The organism is Rhodococcus sp. 105337 (assembly GCF_012844225.1).
GTDB lineage: Bacteria > Actinomycetota > Actinomycetes > Mycobacteriales > Mycobacteriaceae > Rhodococcus.
In genome coordinates, this window is sequence record NZ_JABAGQ010000004.1 from 188614 (window position 1) to 209026 (window position 20413).

19 protein-coding genes are annotated in these 20413 nt (G+C 68.2%); 10 read left to right on the forward strand and 9 right to left on the reverse strand.

Translation table 11 applies throughout. The features are described 5' to 3' along the window. Positions 1–13: 13 nt before the first annotated feature. From HF886_RS09200 to HF886_RS09230, 7 genes are all read right to left on the reverse strand, one after another. Positions 14–439, reverse strand: a complete 426-nt coding sequence (locus HF886_RS09200; protein ID WP_169621893.1) for a metal-sulfur cluster assembly factor — start codon at positions 437–439, stop codon at positions 14–16. Beyond that, positions 436–939, reverse strand: a complete 504-nt coding sequence (sufU, locus tag HF886_RS09205) for a Fe-S cluster assembly sulfur transfer protein SufU (protein ID WP_169621892.1) — start codon at positions 937–939, stop codon at positions 436–438. The genes HF886_RS09200 and sufU overlap by 4 nt, the downstream gene beginning before the upstream one ends. Next, positions 939–2195: a cysteine desulfurase gene (locus HF886_RS09210; protein ID WP_169621891.1), complete on the reverse strand. Its 1257-nt coding sequence runs from the start codon at positions 2193–2195 to the stop codon at positions 939–941. Before HF886_RS09210 ends, sufU begins: the two co-directional genes overlap by 1 nt. Positions 2196–2199: 4 nt before the next feature. Further along, a complete protein-coding gene (gene sufC / locus HF886_RS09215; protein WP_169621890.1) occupies positions 2200–2997 on the reverse strand; it encodes a Fe-S cluster assembly ATPase SufC in 798 nt (265 codons plus the stop codon). A 55-nt stretch (positions 2998–3052) separates the two neighbouring features. Then, positions 3053–4291, reverse strand: a complete 1239-nt coding sequence (gene sufD / locus HF886_RS09220; protein WP_169621889.1) for a Fe-S cluster assembly protein SufD — start codon at positions 4289–4291, stop codon at positions 3053–3055. Then, complete coding sequence (gene sufB, locus HF886_RS09225) at positions 4292–5737, reverse strand: Fe-S cluster assembly protein SufB (RefSeq protein ID WP_169621888.1); 1446 nt, start codon at positions 5735–5737, stop codon at positions 4292–4294. A 95-nt stretch (positions 5738–5832) separates the two neighbouring features. Continuing rightward, positions 5833–6453 (reverse strand): metalloregulator ArsR/SmtB family transcription factor, encoded by a 621-nt coding sequence (locus tag HF886_RS09230; RefSeq protein WP_296550806.1) that lies wholly within the window; start codon positions 6451–6453, stop codon positions 5833–5835. Positions 6454–6673: 220 nt separating this feature from the next. On the opposite strand from HF886_RS09230, the gene mptB reads away from it, so the two are divergent. From mptB to HF886_RS09250, 4 genes are read left to right on the forward strand one after another with little or no spacing between them, the layout of a single operon-like run. Beyond that, complete coding sequence (mptB, locus tag HF886_RS09235; protein WP_169652138.1) at positions 6674–8404, forward strand: polyprenol phosphomannose-dependent alpha 1,6 mannosyltransferase MptB; 1731 nt, start codon at positions 6674–6676, stop codon at positions 8402–8404. An 11-nt stretch (positions 8405–8415) separates the two neighbouring features. Continuing rightward, positions 8416–9360, forward strand: coding sequence for an ABC transporter ATP-binding protein (locus HF886_RS09240; RefSeq protein ID WP_169621885.1), 945 nt, complete (start codon positions 8416–8418; stop codon positions 9358–9360). Continuing rightward, complete coding sequence (locus HF886_RS09245; RefSeq protein ID WP_169621884.1) at positions 9357–10154, forward strand: ABC transporter permease; 798 nt, start codon at positions 9357–9359, stop codon at positions 10152–10154. Before HF886_RS09240 ends, HF886_RS09245 begins: the two co-directional genes overlap by 4 nt. 54 nt (positions 10155–10208) lie before the next feature. Continuing rightward, positions 10209–11174, forward strand: a complete 966-nt coding sequence (locus HF886_RS09250) for a heme A synthase (RefSeq protein WP_169621883.1) — start codon at positions 10209–10211, stop codon at positions 11172–11174. An 85-nt stretch (positions 11175–11259) separates the two neighbouring features. On the opposite strand, the gene HF886_RS09255 is transcribed toward HF886_RS09250, so the two are convergent. Continuing rightward, the gene (locus tag HF886_RS09255; protein WP_169621882.1) at positions 11260–11613 is read right to left on the reverse strand and encodes a hypothetical protein; all 354 of its coding nucleotides are present in this window, start codon (positions 11611–11613) and stop codon (positions 11260–11262) included. 22 nt (positions 11614–11635) lie between these two features. On the opposite strand from HF886_RS09255, the gene HF886_RS09260 reads away from it, so the two are divergent. After that, on the forward strand, positions 11636–12601 hold the full coding sequence (locus HF886_RS09260) for a quinone oxidoreductase (protein WP_169621881.1): 966 nt from the start codon (positions 11636–11638) through the stop codon (positions 12599–12601). A 73-nt stretch (positions 12602–12674) separates the two neighbouring features. Here HF886_RS09260 and HF886_RS09265 read toward each other — a convergent pair whose 3' ends face one another. Beyond that, a complete protein-coding gene (locus HF886_RS09265) occupies positions 12675–13652 on the reverse strand; it encodes a heme o synthase (RefSeq protein ID WP_169621880.1) in 978 nt (325 codons plus the stop codon). A gap of 212 nt (positions 13653–13864) precedes the next feature. Here HF886_RS09265 and tkt point away from each other — a divergent pair, with 212 nt between their 5' ends. From tkt to pgl, 5 genes are read left to right on the forward strand one after another with little or no spacing between them, the layout of a single operon-like run. After that, positions 13865–15967, forward strand: a complete 2103-nt coding sequence (tkt, locus tag HF886_RS09270) for a transketolase (protein WP_169652139.1) — start codon at positions 13865–13867, stop codon at positions 15965–15967. Between the two features lie 4 nt (positions 15968–15971). Beyond that, positions 15972–17117 carry a transaldolase gene (gene tal, locus HF886_RS09275; RefSeq protein ID WP_169621878.1) on the forward strand — a complete coding sequence of 382 codons (1146 nt, stop codon included), beginning with the start codon at positions 15972–15974 and terminating at the stop codon, positions 17115–17117. Positions 17118–17119: 2 nt separating this feature from the next. Beyond that, a complete protein-coding gene (gene zwf, locus HF886_RS09280) occupies positions 17120–18661 on the forward strand; it encodes a glucose-6-phosphate dehydrogenase (protein ID WP_169621877.1) in 1542 nt (513 codons plus the stop codon). Then, positions 18658–19566: a glucose-6-phosphate dehydrogenase assembly protein OpcA gene (gene opcA / locus HF886_RS09285; RefSeq protein ID WP_346765167.1), complete on the forward strand. Its 909-nt coding sequence runs from the start codon at positions 18658–18660 to the stop codon at positions 19564–19566. Before zwf ends, opcA begins: the two co-directional genes overlap by 4 nt. Next, entirely contained in the window at positions 19559–20320 is a 762-nt protein-coding gene (pgl, locus tag HF886_RS09290) for a 6-phosphogluconolactonase (RefSeq protein ID WP_169652140.1), read from the forward strand. Before opcA ends, pgl begins: the two co-directional genes overlap by 8 nt. Positions 20321–20413: the final 93 nt, after the last annotated feature.

Consider the following 20413-nt stretch of genomic DNA (forward strand, 5'->3'; position numbering starts at 1 on the left):
AGATCCGCAACTGTCACACGGTGAAGCCGAGCGCGCGCAGCTGCTCGCGACCGTCATCGGTGATCTTGTCGGGGCCCCACGGCGGCATCCACACCCAGTTGATGCGGAGGTCGGGGCACAGGCCGCTGCGCACGAGCGCATTGCGTGCCTGGTCCTCGATCACATCGGTGAGCGGGCACGCGGCCGAGGTGAGAGTCATGTCGACCGTGACGGCGTCTTCGGACTCGGAGATGCCGTACACCAGCCCGAGGTCGACCACGTTGATGCCGAGTTCCGGGTCGACGACATCGCGCATCGCCTCTTCGAGCTCGTCGAGCCGGACCGGATCCAGCGGTGGCACCGTGTCGGCGACCAGCGTCGTGGTGTCTCCGCTGGTGTCGTCGGATGCGGGTGTTGTGGCGCTCTCGGGGTTCGAGGTGCCGGGGGCGGGTTCTGTCATCGGTTCTGTCCTCCGCTCGAAACGGTGTCGGCGTCGCCGGTCCCGAGGCCGGCAGCGTCGCTGCTCCGGTCCACGATCTGCGCGACGGCGTCCTTGAAAGCCATCCAGCCCAGCAGTGCGCACTTGACGCGTGCCGGGTACTTCGACACACCGGCGAAGGCTATGCCGTCACCGAGCACGTCCTCGTCACCTTCGACGGTGCCTCGGCTACCCACCATCTCGACGAAGCTGTCGACCGTCGCGAGTGCGTCGGCGACGGGCATCCCGATCACCTGATCGGTGAGAACCGAGGTGGCGGCCTGGCTGATGGAACAGCCCTGACCGTCGTACGACACGTCGGCCACAGCACCGCCGTCGAGATGCACGCGCAGTGTCACCTCGTCGCCGCACGTCGGATTGACGTGGTGCACCTCTGCGCCGTACGGCTCTCGCAACCCGCGGTGGTGCGGGCGCTTGTAATGGTCCAGGATGACCTCCTGGTACATCTGCTCCATCCGCATCAGCCACGCTCCCCGAAGAATTCCTGGGCGCGCCGCACGGCTGCGCCGAGCGCCCGAACCTCGTCGAGCGTGTTGTACACCGCGAACGACGCGCGAGCGGTCGCCGCGACCCCGAAGCGGCGGTGCAACGGCCACGCGCAGTGGTGACCCACCCGGATCTCCACGCCCTCGTCGTCGAGGATCTGCCCGAGATCGTGGGCGTGGATGCCGTCGACGACGAACGACACTGCGCCGCCACGCTGCTCGGCGGTGGTGGGCCCGATGATGCGCACGCCGGCGATGTCACCGAGTTCGGTGAGCGCCGCGGCGGTCAACTCGTGCTCGTGGGCTGCCACCGCGTCCATGCCGATGTCCTGCAGGTACCGCACTGCGGCACCGAGCCCGACGGCCTGCGACGACATGGGCGAGCCGGCCTCGAATCGCTGCGGGGGTGCCGCGAACGTGGTGGCGTCCATGGTGACCGTCTCGATCATCGAGCCACCGGTGATGAACGGCGGAACGTCGGCGAGCAGGTCGCGGCGGCCGTACAGCACGCCGATCCCGGACGGGCCGAGCATCTTGTGCCCGGAGAACGCGGCGAAGTCGACGCCGAGTTCCCGGAAGTCCACCGCCGCGTGCGGCACCGACTGGCAGGCGTCGAGCACGACGAGCGCTCCGACCGTCCGTGCCCGCCGGACGATCTCCTCGACGGGTGCGACGGCGCCGGTGACGTTGGACTGATGCGAGAACGCCACCACCTTGACGGCGTCGGTGAGCTCGAGCGAGTCGAGGTCGATCCGGCCCTCGTCCGTGACGCCGTACCAGCGCAACGTCGCGCCGGTACGCCGCGCGAGTTCCTGCCAGGGCACGAGGTTCGCATGATGCTCGAGCTCGGTGACCACGATCTCGTCACCGGGGCCGAGCGCATGCGGGAAACGATCGTCGGCGAAGGCGTACGCCACCAGGTTGAGCGCCTCGGTGGCGTTCTTGGTGAACACCACCTCGTCGGCGTCGACACCGACGAAGCCGGCGATGACGGCGCGGGCACCTTCGTAGGCGTCCGTCGCTTCCTCCGACAACGCGTGCGCGCCTCGGTGGACCGCGGCGTTGCAGGTCGTGAGGAACTCACGTTCGGCGTCGAGGACCTGGACGGGCCGCTGCGAAGTCGCACCCGAGTCGAGGTAGACCAGTGGCTTGTCGTCGCGCACCGTCCGCCCGAGGATCGGGAAGTCGGCCCTGATCCGGGCGACGTCGAGCGTCCGCACCGGCACCGTCATCCGATCACGCTCCCTGTGTGTCTGCGGCTGCAGCGTGGGTGAAGCGCTCGTAGCCGTTGGTCTCGAGTTCGTCGGCGAGTTCGGGGCCACCGGACTGGACGATGCGGCCACCGACGAACACATGGACGAACTGCGGCTTGATGTACCGCAGGATCCGGGTGTAGTGGGTGATCAGCAGAACGCCGCCGTGCTCACGTTCCTGGTAGCGGTTCACGCCTTCGGACACCACACGCAGGGCGTCCACGTCGAGGCCGGAGTCGGTCTCGTCGAGGATCGCGATGCGCGGCTTGATGAGTCCGAGCTGGAGAATCTCGTGGCGCTTCTTTTCGCCGCCGGAGAAACCTTCGTTGACGCTGCGCTCACCGAAAGCGGGGTCGATGTCGAGTTCGGTCATCGCTCCCTTCACTTCCTTGATCCAGTGACGGAGCTTGGGAGCCTCGCCCCGGGCCGCCGTCACGGCGGTGCGCAGGAAGTTCGACATCGAGACGCCGGGGACCTCGACGGGGTACTGCATCGCGAGGAACAGTCCGGCGCGGGCACGCTCGTCGACGGTCATCGCCAGCACGTCTTCACCGTTGAGGGTGATGCTGCCGGAGGTCACCTCGTACTTGGGGTGCCCGGCGATCGCGTACGACAGGGTGGACTTGCCGGAGCCGTTGGGCCCCATGATGGCGTGCGTCTCGCCGGAGCGGACGGTGAGGTCGACGCCCTTGAGGATGTCGATGGGCTCGGCGTTCGCATCGGTCTGGGCGACGCGAACGTGCAGGTCCTTGATCTCGAGGACGTTCTCAGGTGTGGACATCGATCAGTGGTTCCTTAAAGAAGAAGTATCGGGGTTACGGGTCGTGCGGAGCCGGTCAGACGCCGACTGCCTCGAGCTCTGCTTCGATGGCGGCCTCGAGACGCTCGCGAATCTCGGGCACCGTGATCCGCTCGAGCAGCTCGTGGAAGAAGCCGCGCACGACGAGGCGGCGCGCCTGATCTTCCGGGATACCGCGCGACCGCAGGTAAAACAGCTGCTCGTCGTCGAAACGGCCGGTCGCGGAGGCGTGGCCGGCACCGACGATCTCGCCTGTCTCGATCTCGAGGTTGGGCACCGAATCTGCGCGGGCACCGTCGGTGAGCACGAGATTGCGGTTGAGCTCGAACGTGTCGGTGCCTTCGGCCGCGGCACGGATGAGCACGTCGCCGATCCACACGGTGTGCGCGTCCGGCTTTCCCGAACCGGGATCGCCCTGCAGAGCGCCCTTGTAGACCACGTTCGACTTGCAGTTGGGCTGCGAGTGGTCGACGAGCAGACGCTGTTCGAGGTGCTGTCCGGCATCCGCGAAGTAGAGTCCGAGCAACTCGGCGTCGCCGCCGGGCCCGTCGTACTTGGTGGTCGCGGAGACGCGGACCAGATCACCGCCGAGCGCGACGGTGAAGTGACGCAGCACGGCGTCGCGGCCCAGCCGTGCGTGATGCGCGGCGACATGGACGGCGTCGTCGGCCCAGTCCTGCACCGCGACGACCTTGAGCTGCGCGCTGTCGCCGACGATGAACTCGACGTTCTCGGCGTACGTGCCGCTCCCCCGCTGGTCCACGACCACGGTGGCCCGGGCGAACGCCTCGAGGCGGACCTGCAGGTGCCCGTAGGCGACCTTGCCCTCGCCCGGCCCGGTGACCGTGACGACGACGGGATCGGCGATCTCGGTTTCGCGGCCGACGGTGACGACGGTCGCGGACTCGAACGATGAGTACGCCTGTGCGGCGACGCGGTCGAACGGGACACCGCCCTGGCCGAGTCGTGCGTCGTCGCGGCCCACGGTCTCGATCCGGACGCCGTCGACGGGAGCGACCTCGACGGTGGCGGTGCCGTCGGCGACGGCACTGCCGTCGTGCAGTCCGCGCAGGCGGCGCAGCGGCGTGAAGCGCCAGATCTCGTCGCGTCCGGAGGGAACTTCGAAAGCGTTCACGTCGAACGACGTGAACACCTCACCCTTGTTGGTTGCCGGCTTGCCGGACGGGGCGCGGTTCTCGCCGCGCACCGCGTCCTGGACACCGGTGGCGCCTGTCGGCGCACCGGTGGTGGGAATGTTCTTCGCTTCCGCAGTCATTTAGCCGACTGCCCCTTCCATCTGCAGTTCGATCAGTCGGTTGAGCTCGAGGGCGTACTCCATCGGCAGCTCCTTCGCGATGGGCTCGACGAATCCGCGAACCACCATCGCCATCGCCTCGTCCTCGTTGAGGCCGCGGCTCATGAGGTAGAACAGCTGGTCGTCGCTCACCTTGGACACGGTGGCCTCGTGACCCATGGTCACGTCGTCCTCGCGGATGTCCACGTACGGGTAGGTGTCCGAGCGGCTGATCTGGTCGACGAGCAGTGCGTCGCACTTGACGGTCGACTTGGACCCGTAGGCGCCCTTGTTGACCTGCACGAGACCGCGGTACGACGCGCGTCCGCCACCGCGGGCCACCGACTTCGACACGATGGTCGACGACGTGTGCGGCGCCAGGTGCAGCATCTTCGCGCCCGTGTCCTGGTGCTGGCCCTCACCGGCGAACGCCACGGAGAGCACCTCCCCGCGGGCGTGCTCGCCCATCATCCACACTGCCGGGTACTTCATCGTCACCTTGGAACCGATGTTGCCGTCGATCCATTCCATCGAGCCGCCGGCCTCGACCTTGGTGCGCTTGGTCACCAGGTTGTAGACGTTGTTCGACCAGTTCTGGATCGTCGTGTAGCGGCAGTGGCCGCCCTTCTTGACGATGATCTCGACCACGGCGGAGTGCAGCGAGTCGGACTTGTAGATCGGCGCGGTGCAGCCCTCGACGTAGTGCACGGAGGCACCCTCGTCGACGATGATCAGGGTCCGCTCGAACTGACCCATGTTCTCGGTGTTGATCCGGAAGTACGCCTGGAGCGGGATGTCGACGTGCACACCCGGCGGAACGTAGATGAACGAGCCGCCCGACCACACCGCGGTGTTGAGCGCCGAGAACTTGTTGTCACCGGCCGGGATCACCGTGCCGAAGTACTCGCGGAACAGCTCGGGGTGCTCGCGCAGACCGGAGTCGGTGTCGAGGAAGATGACGCCCTGCTGTTCGAGGTCCTCACGGATCTGGTGATAGACGACCTCGGACTCGTACTGGGCTGCGACACCGGAGATCAGCCGCTGCTTCTCGGCCTCGGGGATGCCCAGCTTGTCGTAGGTGTTCTTGATGTCCGCGGGCAACTCGTCCCAGCTCGCGGCCTGCTTCTCGGTCGAGCGCACGAAGTACTTGATGTTGTCGAAGTCGATCCCGTCGAGATCCGACCCCCAGCCCGGCATCGGCTTCTTGTCGAAGGTGCGCAGTGCCTTGAGGCGAATGTCGAGCATCCACTCGGGCTCGCTCTTCTTGGCCGAGATGTCCCGCACGACGTGCTCGGACAGGCCTCGTTGCGCTGCAGCGCCTGCGGCGTCGGGGTCCGACCAGCCGAACTGGTAGTGACCGAGAGAATCGATCGTCTCTTCTTGCGTCAGCGGTGCGCCGGTGGACGTCTGGTCCGAGGTGACGGTCATGCGAGCTCCTTCCGGAGTCTGTGGTGTGGTCGGCGTGGGCTGCGCGCCGACTGTCATCGGGTAGTTCACGAAGTCGGGGGTGGTTCCTGCAGGCGTCAAGAGCTCGGCGGCTCCTTGGCCGGGAGGACCGGCACGTGGGTGGTGCAGAACGCGTCGCCGTTGGCGATGGTCGCGAGCCGCTGCACGTGGGTTCCGAGGATCTCCACGAACGCCTCCTCTTCCGCTTCGCACAGTTCCGGGAACTGCTCGGCCACGTGGGACACGGGGCAATGGTGCTGGCAGATCTGTACGCCCGGGCCGACCCGGCGGGTGGACGCCGCGAATCCCGATGCGGAGAAGGCTCCGGCGATCTCTTCGGCGGTTTCTTCCACGTCCTGACCGGCGGGGTCGATCCCGCTGAGGATCGACTGGACGCGCCGGCGCGCGAAGTCCTCGATTGCGGCTTCGCCGCCGATCTCACGCAGATGGCGCATGGCGGCAGTGGCAAGATCGTCGTAGGAGTGGCCGAGCCGCGCACGGCCGACGGCCGTGAGCTGGAAGCGTCGCGCGGGTCTGCCCCTGCCGCGGCCCTGCCGGCGTGACGGTGCGGCGGCCTCGGCTTCACCCGATTCGATCAGGGCGTCGAGGTGGCGACGCACGCCTGCCGCGCTGAGTCCGAGTCGCTCCCCGATTTCGGGTGCGGTGATGGGTCCGTGTTCGACGAGAAGCTTCACCACCGCGGCGCGGGTCTGACCTTCGTGTGCATCGCGACCGGTCGCAGCAGCGCGCGCGACAGGCGCGTGACCTGTGCGTTCTGCTTGCACGTCGAGTGCGGTCGATGATTTCACAACACCAGTGTGACGGAATTCAGGAAACTGTTCCACCAAGGGTGCCCTTCCTCACCCTTCGATCCCGGAGCCGTCCGGTGCCGCGGACGCCGCCCGTTACGCTGCTCGGGTGCCGTCGAACCCACCCCTCAGTCCGAGCGAGAACCCGGTCGCGGCGGGGCGACCCGGCATCGGGCCGCGCATCCTCGACCTGACGCGACGCGCACTCGGACTCGACCGTCCGAGTCCCCGGGCCGACGTCTCCGTCGTGCTGCACGGCGACGAGACCGAGGGTCGTGGGCTCGATCCGGTCGAGACCACGCAGCTGCACCGGATCAGGCTGTTCGGTGCGACCGGCGCCGTACTGATGGCGATCGGTGCGCTCGGCGCCGGGGCGCAACCCGTCCTGCAGAATCCGGTGCAGGGAGTCCGCGGACTCGGCCTGGCCGCACGGATGCCCAGTGCGGCACTGACGGTGACGATGACGGGCATCGTGCTTGTGGTGCTCGCCTGGCTTCTGCTGGGCCGATTCGCCATCGGCCGCCGCGACCCGGACGGACAACCCCGCAGGCTGACGCGCTCCCAGCTCGACCGGACGCTGTTGCTGTGGATCGTGCCGCTCGTCGTCGCACCGCCGATGTTCAGCAAGGACGTGTATTCCTATCTCGCGCAGAGCGAGATCGCCGCGCGCGGACTGGATCCGTATGCCATCGGTCCCGCCGGTGCGCTCGGAGTCGACCATGTGCTGACGCGGACGGTGCCCAACATCTGGCGCGACACCTCGGCGCCCTACGGCCCGGCATTCCTGTGGCTCGGCGAGAAGATCGCGGCACTCACCGGCGAGAACATCGTCGCCGGAATCTTCGTACACCGGCTCTTCGCGCTGGTCGGGGTCGCATTGATCGTGTGGGCGCTGCCTCGGCTGGCGCGACGCTGCGGGGTCGCGTCCGTGAGCGCACTGTGGCTCGGCGCCGCGAACCCGCTGCTGCTCTTCCACCTGGTTGCCGGCGTCCACAACGAGGCACTGATGCTCGGCCTCATGCTCACCGGCGTGGAACTGGCGCTGCGCGGCGTCTACGGCGACACCCCGGACGGCCGCGCGTACCGCAACCGCGCGACGGCCTGGATCGCCGCGGGTACCGCGCTCATCGCGCTCTCCGCCATGATCAAGTTGCCTTCACTACTCGCACTCGGTTTCGTGGGCATGGCCCTCGCGCGGAGGCGAGGCGGCGGCGTCCGCGCAGTTGTGACCACGGCGGTGATGCTCGGGATCGGCGCCGTACTGGTGATCGGCGTCGTCAGCTGGGGCAGCGGCCTGGGCCTGGGATGGACGCAGACTCTCGGGACCGCCACCGAGGTCCGCAGCTGGATGTCGATTCCGACACTGCTCGGGATGGGCACGGGGCTCGGCGGGGTCCTGCTCGGTCTCGGCGACCACACGACGGCTGTGTTGTCCATCACGCGCCCCATCGCCGCCGTGGTCGCCGCGTTCATCACGGTGCGGATGCTGCTGGCAACCCTGACGGGACGGATCCACCCCGTCGGCGCGCTCGGCGTCTCGCTCGGCGCGATCGTGCTCCTGTTCCCGGTGGTGCAGCCCTGGTACCTGCTCTGGGCGGTGATTTCCCTGGCCGCGTGGGCGACCCGCCCGATCTTCCGCATTCCCACGATCGCGTTCTCGTCGGTGGTGAGCGTGATCCTGATGCCGAACGGCGGCGAGTATCAGCCGTTCATCATCGTGCAGGCCGCCATCGCCACCATCGCGGTGGTGGGTCTGCTCATCGTCGCGACGCGCAACATCCTGCCGTGGCGGGGTGAGGAGCGCGCACCGGCGCGCCCGCCGGAAACCGCCGACGCCTAGGCTGGAACCCTGTGACCCCGAGTTCTCCCTCCGCCGCAGTGCCGGCCGTGCGCCTGGACGGCGTTGTGAAGACCTATGGGGGCGTCACCGCGGTGGACCGCCTCGACCTGACGGTCGAACGCGCCCAGGTGCTCGCCCTGCTCGGCCCGAACGGCGCCGGGAAGACGACCACCGTCGAGATGTGCGAGGGGTTCGTGACCCCCGATGCGGGCTCCGTCCGAGTGCTCGGACTCGATCCGGTCGCCGACTCCGACGCGCTGCGACCACGGATCGGCGTGATGCTGCAAGGCGGCGGCGCCTACCCCGGGTCCCGTGCGGGCGAGATGCTCGACCTCGTGGCCGCCTACTCGGCAGATCCCCTCGATCCGGACTGGTTGCTCCATCGTCTCGGCCTGGAGGAAGCGCGGCGTACCCCCTACCGGCGGTTGTCCGGAGGCCAGCAGCAGCGTCTCGCGCTGGCGTGCGCCCTGGTCGGCCGACCCGAACTGGTGTTCCTCGACGAGCCCACAGCCGGTCTCGACGCACAGGCCCGGCTGCTGGTCTGGGAATTGATCGACGCGTTGCGCCGCGACGGCGTGAGCGTGCTGCTGACCACGCACCTGATGGACGAAGCCGAAGAACTCGCCGACGAAATCGTGATCATCGATCACGGCAGCGTCGTGGCGGCGGGAACCCCGGAAGAAGTCATGCGCACCGGCGCGGAGGGCCAGTTGTGGGTGACGGCCCCGCCCGCTCTCGACGTGGCACCGCTGCAATCCGCGCTGACCGGCACCTGCCGGGTCCGCGAAGCACTCCCCGGCCGCTACCTGATCGAAGGTGCGGTCGAACCGTCCGTCGTCGCCGCGGCAGCGCAGTGGTGCGAGAAGCTGGGTGTGCTGGCCACCGAGATCCGGGTGGACCAGCGCAGCCTCGAGGACGTGTTCCTCGAACTGACCGGACGGGAGCTGAGAGGGTGAGCGTGACCCACGACCGACTGGCGAACAATCGATTCGCCGAGGGGACCTTCACGCCCCGTCCCACTCCGAATGCGCCGGCGAGGATGCTCGCGGCGCAGACGCGGATGGAGCTGAAACTACTGCTGCGCAACGGCGAGCAGTTGCTGCTGACGATGTTCATCCCCATCACGCTGCTGATCGGTCTCACCCTGCTGCCGATCGCCGATCTCGGTGAGGACCGTGCCGCCCGCGTTCTTCCCGCCGTGATGATGGTGGCGATCATGTCGACCGCCTTCACCGGGCAAGCGATCGCCGTCGGATTCGACCGCAGATACGGTGCATTGAAAAGAATCGGTGCGACCGCACTCCCGAAGTGGGGCATCATCGCAGGTAAAAGCGGTGCTGTCGGGATCGTAGTGGTGCTGCAATCAATTCTCCTCGGAGGAATCGGCGTCGCGCTCGGATGGCGGCCCACCGCGGTGGGACTGCTCGTCGGCGCCGTCGTGATCGCACTCGGAACGGTGATGTTCGCGACCCTCGGACTGTTGCTCGGCGGCACGTTGCGGGCCGAGATCGTGCTCGCGCTGGCGAACATCGTCTGGTTCGTGCTCCTCGGAATCGGCAGCATCGTGCTGCTCGACGATGTCGTTCCTGACGCGCTGCTGCATGTCGTGCGCCTCGTGCCGTCGGGCGCGCTGACGCTGGCGCTCGACACCGCCGTGGCGGGCGGCGTGGACTGGCTGTCGATCGCCGTTCTGGTGGTGTGGACGGCGATCGGCGGGACCGCCGCTGTGAGATGGTTCCGGTTCACCTGATCGGCGCAGCACCCAACTACACGTTGTAGTGGACGACGCCGTAGCATCGGGGCCGTGTTGTATCGCGGCTACCTGAGCCTTGTCGACCGTCTCCCCTTGCCGTCTCTCCGGGCGCAGCGGATCATCGCGTTCCTGACGATCCTCACCCAGGGCGGCATCGCAGTGACCGGTTCCGTGGTCCGCGTGACCGCGTCCGGGCTCGGCTGCCCCACCTGGCCGCAGTGCTTCCCGGGATCGCTGGTCCCGGTCGGGGTGTCGAGCAACGTCCACACCCTGCACCAGGTCGTCGAGTTCGGAAACAGACTGCTCACGTTCGTGGTCGTCGCTGTCGCGGCGGCGATCGTCCTCGCTGTGACCCGGGCGCGCCGTCGCAAGGAAGTGATCGCGTGGGCGTGGCTGATGCCCGCCGGCACGGTCGTCCAGGCGATCCTCGGCGGAATCACCGTCCTCGCGGGCCTGGTGTGGTGGACCGTGGCGATCCACATGCTCGCTTCCATGCTGATGGTCTGGCTCGCAGTGATCCTCTACGCCAAGGTCGGCGAACCGGACGACGGGATCGTCGTGCAGGTGCTGCCCCAGCCGTTGCGCTGGCTCACCGCTCTGTCCGCCGTCGCGCTGGCGGGCGTCCTCGTCCTGGGCACCATGGTGACCGGTGCGGGACCACACGCCGGTGACAAGAGCATCGACAACCCGGTGCCTCGCCTCGACCTCGACATCACGATGCTGGTTCACCTGCACGCGGAAGCACTCGTCGGCTATCTCGCACTGCTCGTCGGCCTCGCGTTCGCCGTGTACGCCCTCCACGCCCCCGAAGCGGTCAAGACCCGACTGAAGGTCGTCCTCGCCCTCGTCGCCGCCCAGGCATGTATCGGACTCGTGCAGTTCTGGACCGACGTGCCTGCCGTGCTGGTCGTGCTGCACGTCGCCGGCGCCGGGCTGTGCACCGCCGCGACCGCCGCCGTCTGGGCCGCCGGACGGATCCGGACCACCGCACCGGTGCCCGAACCGGTCACCGTCTGACTCCTCACAGACCGTCCCCCATACAGACCTCGGGGCCGTCCACATCGACGATGTGGACGGCCCCGAGGTCTGTGTCGGGCAGGTGTCAGGAGCGAATCGGGTGCTCGTTGCGTGCCTTCGGGAACCGCGCCTGACGGGCGACCCAGCCGGCCATCTTCTTCCAGTGCCCGGGCTGCGGATTGACGATGCTGGTCAGTTCCCGGTCCCACTCGGAGACGGTGACGTCCGGCAACGCGTCGATGACGGCGTGGGCGGTCGGCAAGTCCTTCGCGACCCGATCACCGAGCGTCCCGTCGGCGGCGACGACGGTGACCCGGACCCCGGACCGGCCGATCGGCTGCAGCACGGCCTTGCCGGAGCCGCCGTGCTCGGCGACGAAGGTGCGAATGGACGAGACGATGGCGGCCGGTGCGGCCGCGACCTCTGTTTCGGCGCTCATGAAAGCAGAATACTGTGACGGAATGCGCGCAATCGAAGTGGCACAGTTCGGAGGTCCCGACGTCCTCGTTCCGGTGGAACGTCCCGACCCGCAGCCCGGCCCCGGCGACCTGCTCGTCCGCACCGACGCCATCGGCGTGAACTTCATCGACACCTATTTCCGCACCGGTATGTACCCCACCGACCTGCCGTACGTTCCGGGCTCGGAGGGCACCGGCACGGTCGTCGCAGTCGGCGAGGGCGTCGAGGACGGGCGGATCGGCACGCGGGTGTCGTGGTGCGCGGCCCCCGGCTCGTATGCGGAACTCGTCTGCGTCCCCGAGGCCGTGGCGGTACCGGTCCCGGACGGCGTGCCCACCGAGCAGGCGGCGTCTGCGCTGCTGCAGGGCATGACCGCGCACTACCTGATCGAGTCGGTGTATCCCGCCCGGGCCGGCGACACCGTGCTCGTGCACGCGGGTGCCGGCGGCGTGGGTCTGCTGCTCACCCAGTTGGCCGCAAAGAAGGGCGTACGGGTGATCACCACCGTCTCGTCCGATGCCAAGGAAGCCCTGTCCCGCGACGCCGGTGCGGCCGAAGTCCTGCGCTACGACGACGACATCGCAGCCCGGGTCCGGGAACTCACCGGCGGTGAGGGCGTCGCCGCGGCGTACGACGGGGTCGGTGCGGCAACGTTCGAGGCGTCCCTCGCCTCGGTCCGTATCCGCGGCATGGTCGCGTTGTTCGGTGCGGCGAGCGGCCCGGTTCCGCCGTTCGACCTGCAGCGCCTCAACCCCGCGGGTTCACTGTTCGTCACCCGCCCTACCCTCGCGCACTACACACGCACCCGCGAAGAGCTGCTCTGGCGGGCGGGGGACGTGTTCGCGGCGATCGCCGACGGATCCCTGCACGTCCGTGTCGGTGCGACCTACCCGCTGGCGGACGCCGCCCGGGCGCACACGGATCTCGCTGCCCGCCGGACGACCGGCTCCGTCGTCCTGATTCCCTGAGCAACGACCGCACAACGCAAAGCCCCCGCTCCGGTGTGGAGCGGGGGCTTCGTCGTGATCAGGGGATCCGGGATCAGAAGTAGGAGCCGATCGTCGGCAGGGCCAGCACCGAGTCGACCGCGAGGCCGAGGCATACCAGCGCCAGGTAATTGTTGGACTGCAGGAACAGCTTGAGCGGCTTGACCGACGCGCCGCCCCGCACGCTGCTGTAGAGCTGGTGCGCGACGAACAGGAACCACGCTCCGGCGAGGACGGCGAACACGGCGTAGATGATGCCGGCGGCGGGCACGATCACGAGGGTCGCGATCACGGTCGCCCAGGTGTACAGGAGGATCTGCTTGGTGACGTGCTGCTCTGTCGCGATCACGGGCAGCATCGGCACGCCGGCCGCCTTGTAGTCCTCCTTGTACCGCATCGCCAGCGCCCACGTGTGCGGCGGCGTCCAGAAGAAGATGACGAGGAACAATACGACCGGTTCCCAGCTGAGCGATCCGGTGACGGCGGCCCAGCCGACCATCACGGGCATGCATCCTGCCGCGCCGCCCCAGACGACGTTCTGCCAGGTACGACGCTTGAGCACCATCGTGTAGACGAGGACGTAGAACGCGATGGTCGCGACGACCAGCAGACCCGACAGCAGGTTCGCCCGCCACCACAACCACGCGAAGGAAGCCACACCCAGCAGGACGCCGAAGACGAACGCATTGCGGGTCGGCACGGTCTGACGTGCGAGGGGACGAAGCGCGGTCCGCTTCATCACCTTGTCGATGTCGGCGTCGACCACACAGTTGAGCGAATTGGCGCTCGCCGCACCCATCCAGCCACCGAACAGGGTGCTCAGGATCAGGACGATGTCGACGTGGCCCCGGTCGGCGAACAGCATCGCGGGGATGGTTGCGACCAGCAGCAGCTCGATGACACGCGGCTTCGTGAGCGCGATGTAGGCGAGCACGGTGCCCGAGAGACGTCCCCACGCGGTGTCGGGGCGGGGAGCGCCTGGCGCTTCGGGGGCGCCGAATCCGTGTCCCTTCGGCCGTTGCCCTGCCCGCACACTGTCTCCTTGCACCACGCGAATCCGCACTTTCGCTCGCCCGTTCACGGTCGCCCGGGTCCGGACGCTCCTTCTACTACAAACGATGGTAGACGGCGGACCCGCCCCGACCGAATCGACCCGCTCCGCGGCGCGCACTACTCTTAAGGAGCGCGCGGGCCAACTTCTACCCGCAGGCACCCCGTACACCCCATGTCAGGAGAACTCTGCTCGTGTCGATCACAGACGAGATCCGCACCCTCACTCAGCCGGCGCATCCGGCCGACTGGACCGACCTGGACACCAAGGCGGTCGACACGGCCCGCGTGCTCGCCGCCGATGCGGTGCAGAAGGTCGGCAACGGGCACCCCGGCACCGCGATGAGCCTCGCTCCGCTCGCCTACACCCTCTACCAGCGCGTGATGCGTCACGACCCGACCGATCCGAAGTGGGTCGGTCGCGACCGTTTCGTGCTGTCGTGCGGCCACTCCAGCCTGACCCTGTACATCCAGCTGTACCTGTCGGGATACGGCGTCGAACTCGCCGACCTCGAGGCGCTGCGCACGTGGGGCTCGCTGACCCCGGGACACCCCGAGTACGGGCACACCGCGGGCGTCGAGATGACCACCGGACCGCTCGGCCAGGGCCTCGCGTCCGCCGTCGGTATGGCCATGGCCGCCCGTCGCGAGCGCGGCCTGTTCGATCCGGACACCGCTCCGGGTGAGAGCCCGTTCGATCACTTCGTCTACGTGATCGCGTCCGACGGTGACATCGAAGAGGGCGTCACGTCCGAGGCTTCGTCGCTCGCCGGCGTGCAGGAACTCGGCAATCTGATCGTCTTCTACGACGCCAACAAGATCTCGATCGAGCACGACACCACGATCGCGCTCGGTGAGGACGTGGCGAAGCGGTACGAGGCGTACGGCTGGCACGTGCAGACCGTCGACGGCGGCGAGAACGTCACCGGGATCCTCGAGGCCGTCGAGGCCGCCAAGGCGGTCACCGATCGTCCGTCGCTCATTTCCGTGCGCACGATCATCGGCTATCCGGCGCCGACCAAGATGAACACCGGCGACGTGCACGGCGCTGCGCTCGGCACCGACGAGGTCGCCGCCGTGAAGAAGGTGCTCGGCTTCGATCCCGAGAAGAACTTCGACGTCGATCCGGCTGTGATCGAGCACGCCCGCGGCGTCATCGAGCGCAACGCCAAGGTGCGCGAGGCGTGGCAGGCCGACTTCGACGCGTGGGCTCGGCGGGAGCCGCAGCGCAAGGAACTGTTCGACCGTCTGTTCGCGGGTGAGTTCCCGGAGGGCTGGGTCGACGCCCTGCCGCTCTACGATCCGACCGACAGCGGTCCCGCGACCCGCAAGGCCTCGGGCAATGCGCTCGCGACCCTCGGCCCGATCCTGCCGGAACTGTGGGGCGGTTCCGCCGACCTCGCCGGCAGCAACAACACCACGATCCCCGGTTCCGACTCGTTCGGTCCCGAGTCGATCTCCACCGACGAGTGGACTGCCCAGCCCTACGGCCGGACCCTGCATTTCGGTATCCGCGAGCACGCGATGGGTTCGATCCTCAACGGCATCGCGCTGCACGGCCCGACCCGCGCCTACGGCGGCACCTTCCTCGTCTTCTCCGATTACATGCGGCCCGCGGTCCGTCTCGCCGCGCTCATGCAGACACCGGCGATCTACGTGTGGACCCACGACTCGATCGGACTCGGTGAGGACGGCCCGACGCACCAGCCGATCGAGCACCTCGCCGCGCTGCGCGCGATCCCCAACCTCGCGGTGATCCGTCCGGCCGATGCCAACGAGACGTCCTTCGCATGGAAGTCGGCTCTCGAGAACAAGACGGGCCCGACCGCGCTGGCACTCACCCGCCAGAACGTGCCGGTTCTCGAAGGAACCCGGGAGAAGGCCGCCGAGGGTGTCGCCCGCGGCGCATACGTGCTCGTCGAAGCGTCCACCGGAACCCCCGAGGTCGTGCTGCTCGCAACCGGTTCGGAGGTCGAACTGGCCGTGGCCGCGCGCGAGACCCTCGAGGCCGAGGGTGTGCCCACCCGCGTCGTCTCGGTGCCGGTGCTCGACTGGTTCCTCGAGCAGGATCAGGCATACCGCGACGAGGTGCTCCCGCCGTCGGTGCGTGCCCGTGTCTCCGTCGAGGCCGGCCTCGCGCTCCCGTGGTACCGGCTCATCGGCGACGCCGGCAAGGCCGTGTCGCTCGAGCACTTCGGCGCTTCCGCCGACTACAAGACCCTGTACCGCGAGTTCGGAATCACCGCAGAAGCCGTTGTCGACGCTGCGCACCGCTCGCTGACCACAGTGAAGGGATGATCGGATGACTTCGCAGACCACCGCGCAGAACGAGGTACTCGCCGCCCTCTCCGCCCAGGGCGTTTCGGTGTGGCTGGACGACCTGTCGCGTGAGCGGATCGAGTCCGGCAATCTCGCCGAACTGATCGCCACCCGGAGTGTCGTCGGTGTCACCACCAATCCGTCGATCTTCCAGGCGGCGTTGTCCAAGGGACACGCGTACGACGCGCAGGTTCGTGAGCTGGCAGCGGGCGGTGCGGACGTCGAGGAAACCATCCTCGCCGTCACCACCGACGACGTCCGCTCGGCGTGCGACGTGCTCGCTCCCGTGTACGAGGCGACCGGCGGGCTCGACGGCCGCGTGTCGATCGAGGTCGATCCGCGCCTCGCTCACGCCACCGACGAGACCGTCGCGCAGGCGCTGGAGTTGTGGCGCGTCGTCGATCGCCCCAACCTCTTCATCAAGATCCCCGCGACCATGGCCGGGCTGCCGGCGATCGCACGCGTGATCGGCGAGGGCATCAGTGTGAACGTCACGCTGATCTTCTCCGTCGAGCGATACGAGCGGGTCATCGAGTCGTACCTGGACGGGCTGACCGCGGCCAAGGCCGCCGGCCACGATCTCTCGAAGATCCATTCGGTGGCATCGTTCTTCGTCTCCCGGGTCGACACCGAGATCGATGCGCGTCTCGAGGAGATCGGCACCGACGCGGCCCTGGCGCTGCGCGGCAAGGCGGGCGTCGCGAACGCCCGGCTGGCGTACGGCTCGTACCGCAAGGCCTTCGAGTCCGGTGCACGTTTCGAGCAGCTCGCAGAGGCGGGCGCGCTCCCGCAGCGTGCCCTGTGGGCGTCGACCGGGGTGAAGAACCCGGAGTACTCCGACACGATGTACGTCACCGAGTTGGTTGCTCCGAACACCGTGAACACGATGCCGGAGAAGACCCTCGAAGCGGTCGCCGACCACGGGGAGATCACCGGCGACACGGTCACCGGCAACATCGCCGCAGCGCAGCAGGTGTTCGACGCGCTCGCTTCCGCGGGGATCGACCTTCCGGACGTGTTCCGCAAGCTCGAAGAAGAAGGTCTCGAGAAGTTCGAAGCGTCCTGGAACGAGCTGCTGACGGCCACGTCGGAGCAGCTCACCGCCCACGCACCCGGCGCGGAGGGCTGAACGTGAGCGAATCCGGGACGGCGGAGTGGGTGAACCCGCTGCGGGACAGCAGGGATCGCCGGCTACCCCGTATCGCGGGTCCGTGCGCTCTCGTCATCTTCGGCGTCACGGGCGATCTCGCCCGGCGCAAGCTGATGCCGGCGGTGTACGACCTGGCCAACCGCGGGCTCCTGCCGCCCGGATTCGCTCTTGTCGGATTCGCCCGCCGGGAGTGGGACGACGCCGAGTTCGGTGAAGTGGTGCATGACGCGGTGCGCAACAATTCGCGCACCCCGTTCCGCGAGGAGGTCTGGCAGCGGCTCGCCGAAGGCATCCGCTTCGTCCAGGGCTCGTTCGACGACGACGCGGCGTTCGCCGAGCTCGCCGAGACCCTGCACAAGCTCGATCAGGAGCGGGGTACCGGCGGAAATCACGCCTTCTACCTGTCGGTTCCGCCCGACGCGTTCCCGGTGGTGTGCGGGCAACTGGCACGCTCGGGTCTCGCGGCGGCGCACGACGACTCGTGGAGCCGGGTGGTGATCGAGAAACCGTTCGGCCACAACCTCGAGAGTGCGCGTGAACTCAACGCGGTCGTCGGCGAAGTGTTCTCCGAGGATTCGGTGTTCCGCATCGACCACTATCTCGGCAAGGAGACGGTTCAAAACATCCTGGCGCTGCGGTTCGCGAACCAGTTGTTCGATCCGATCTGGAACGCGCACTACGTCGACCATGTCCAGATCACCATGGCCGAGGACATCGGTCTCGGCGGACGAGCGGGATATTACGACGGGATCGGGGCGGCGCGCGACGTCATCCAGAACCATCTGCTGCAGTTGCTGGCGTTCACGGCGATGGAAGAGCCGATCAGCTTCGCGCCGTCCGAACTGCGCGCCGAGAAGATCAAGGTGCTGTCCGCGACCCGGCTTGCCGAACCCCTCGACGAGACCACCGCACGCGGTCAGTACACCGGTGGCTGGCAGGGCGGCGAACGTGTCGTCGGGCTGCTCGAGGAAAAGGGCTTCGCGGCGGATTCGACGACCGAGACGTATGCGGCGATCACCCTCGAGGTGGACACCCGGCGGTGGGCCGGGGTCCCGTTCTACCTGCGGACCGGAAAACGGCTGGGCCGCCGGGTCACCGAGATCGCCGTCGTGTTCAAGCGTGCGCCCCACCTGCCGTTCGACACGACGATGACCTCCGACCTCGGCCAGAACGCACTCGTGATCCGGGTGCAGCCCGACGAAGGTGTCACGATGCGCTTCGGGTCGAAGGTGCCCGGCTCCGAGATGGAGGTGCGCGACGTGAGCATGGACTTCAGTTACGGTCAGGCGTTCACGGTGTCCTCCCCGGAGGCGTACGAACGACTGTTGCTCGACGTGCTGCTCGGAGAACCGTCCCTGTTCCCCGTGGACGAAGAGGTCGAGTTGTCCTGGAAGATCCTCGATCCGGTTCTCGACCATTGGGCCACGAAGGGCCGGCCCGAACCGTACGAGGCGGGAAGCTGGGGCACGGCGTCGTCCGACGAGATGCTGCGCCGCTCCGGCCGGGAATGGAGACGGCCGTGAGACTGCAATTGCGCAACACCTCCGCGGTGGACGTCAGCAAGAAGCTGGTCGAACTTCGCAGGACCGGCGGAATCGTCACTCAGGGCAGGGTTCTCACACTCGTCGTGTGCGCCGGCGAAGCCCGGGGAATCGAGGCGGCGATTTCGGCCGCCACCGATGCCGCCCGCGAGCATCCCTGCCGCGTCATCGTCGTCGGGCGGGGGCGGGCCGAAGGCCCCTCGCGCCTCGACGCGGAGATCCGCGTCGGTGGTGAGGCCGGCGCGTCCGAGGTGCTGATCCTCGCGCTCCACGGCGAACTCGCCGAGCACCAGGAGTCGGTCGTGGTGCCCTTCCTGCTGCCCGACACGCCTGTCGTGGCGTGGTGGCCCGGCCAGGCGCCGCCGGTTCCCGCACACGACCCCGTGGGCAGGTTGGCGGTGCGCCGGCTCACCGACACCACGAACGCCCTCGATCCGCGCGCCGATCTGTTCTCGCGGTTGTCCGGATACACCCCGGGTGACACCGACCTGGCATGGGCCCGGATCACCTACTGGCGCGCGCTGCTGGTCTCCGCGCTCGAACAACCGCCGTACGAGCAGGTCGTGTCAGCCCATGTCTCGGGCCTGCAGACCGAACCGGCCATCGACCTTCTCGCGGGATGGCTCGCGAGCCGCATCGACTGCCCGGTGCAGCGCGCGACCGGCGACCTGCGCGTCGAACTGCGCACCACCACGCAGACGATCGTGCTCGGCCGTCCGCAGGAGGGGCGTGTCGCGACGCTCGAACGAACCGACAAACCTGCGTCCTTGATCACGCTGGCACGGCGGGACTCCGCGGAGTGCCTCGCCGAAGAACTGCGCCGGCTCGACCCCGATGTCATCTACGAGGCCGCGCTGTCGGCCCTGCCGAAGGTGGAATATGTCTGATCCCGCCAAGACCCCGACCGAGGTATTGACCTTCGCCGACTCCGATGCCGTCGCACGCGCCGCGGCAAAGGCTTTCGTCGATGCGGTGGTGGCAGCACAAACCGAACGGCTCCAGGCCCACGTGGTGCTCACCGGCGGCGGAACGGGCATCGCCGTGCTCGAACACGTCGGGCGTGAGCAGGGCGGGATCGACTGGTCGGCCGTCAACGTGTACTTCGGCGACGAGCGGTTCCTGCCCCCGGGCGACCCCGAGCGCAACGAAGTACAGGCGCGGGCTGCGTTGCTCGACCACGTGCCGATCGACGAGGCGCGCATCCACACCATGCCTGCTCTCGGTGAGGACGGATGCACCACGCCGGCGGAGTCCGCCGAGCGCTATGCCCGACTCCTCGCGGCACAGTCCGCAGACGGGTCCGTGCCCGACTTCGACGTGCACCTGCTCGGCATGGGCGGCGAGGGGCACATCAACTCCCTCTTCCCGCACACCGCTGCGGTGCGCGAAACGGAGCGATTCGTCGTCGGAGTGGACGATTCACCGAAGCCGCCGCCGGCGCGGGTGACCTTGACGCTGCCCGCTGTGCAACGCGCCCGTCAGGTGTGGTTGCTGGTCGCCGGTGAGAACAAGGCCGACGCCGTAGCCGCGTCGGTCGGCGGAGCGGACCCGGAGGACATTCCCGCCGCCGGAGCGCACGGGCGTGAGCGCACCGTGTGGTTCGTCGACCCGGCTGCGGCCGCGAAACTTCCCACGTCCTGATCGGCGGCGGTTCCGCGCCGCCGAGTTATCGAGGGTCGCTGTCGCAGTCCGGATCGTCGGCCGGGATCTGCGGTGCGGTGTCGTCGGTGCCCT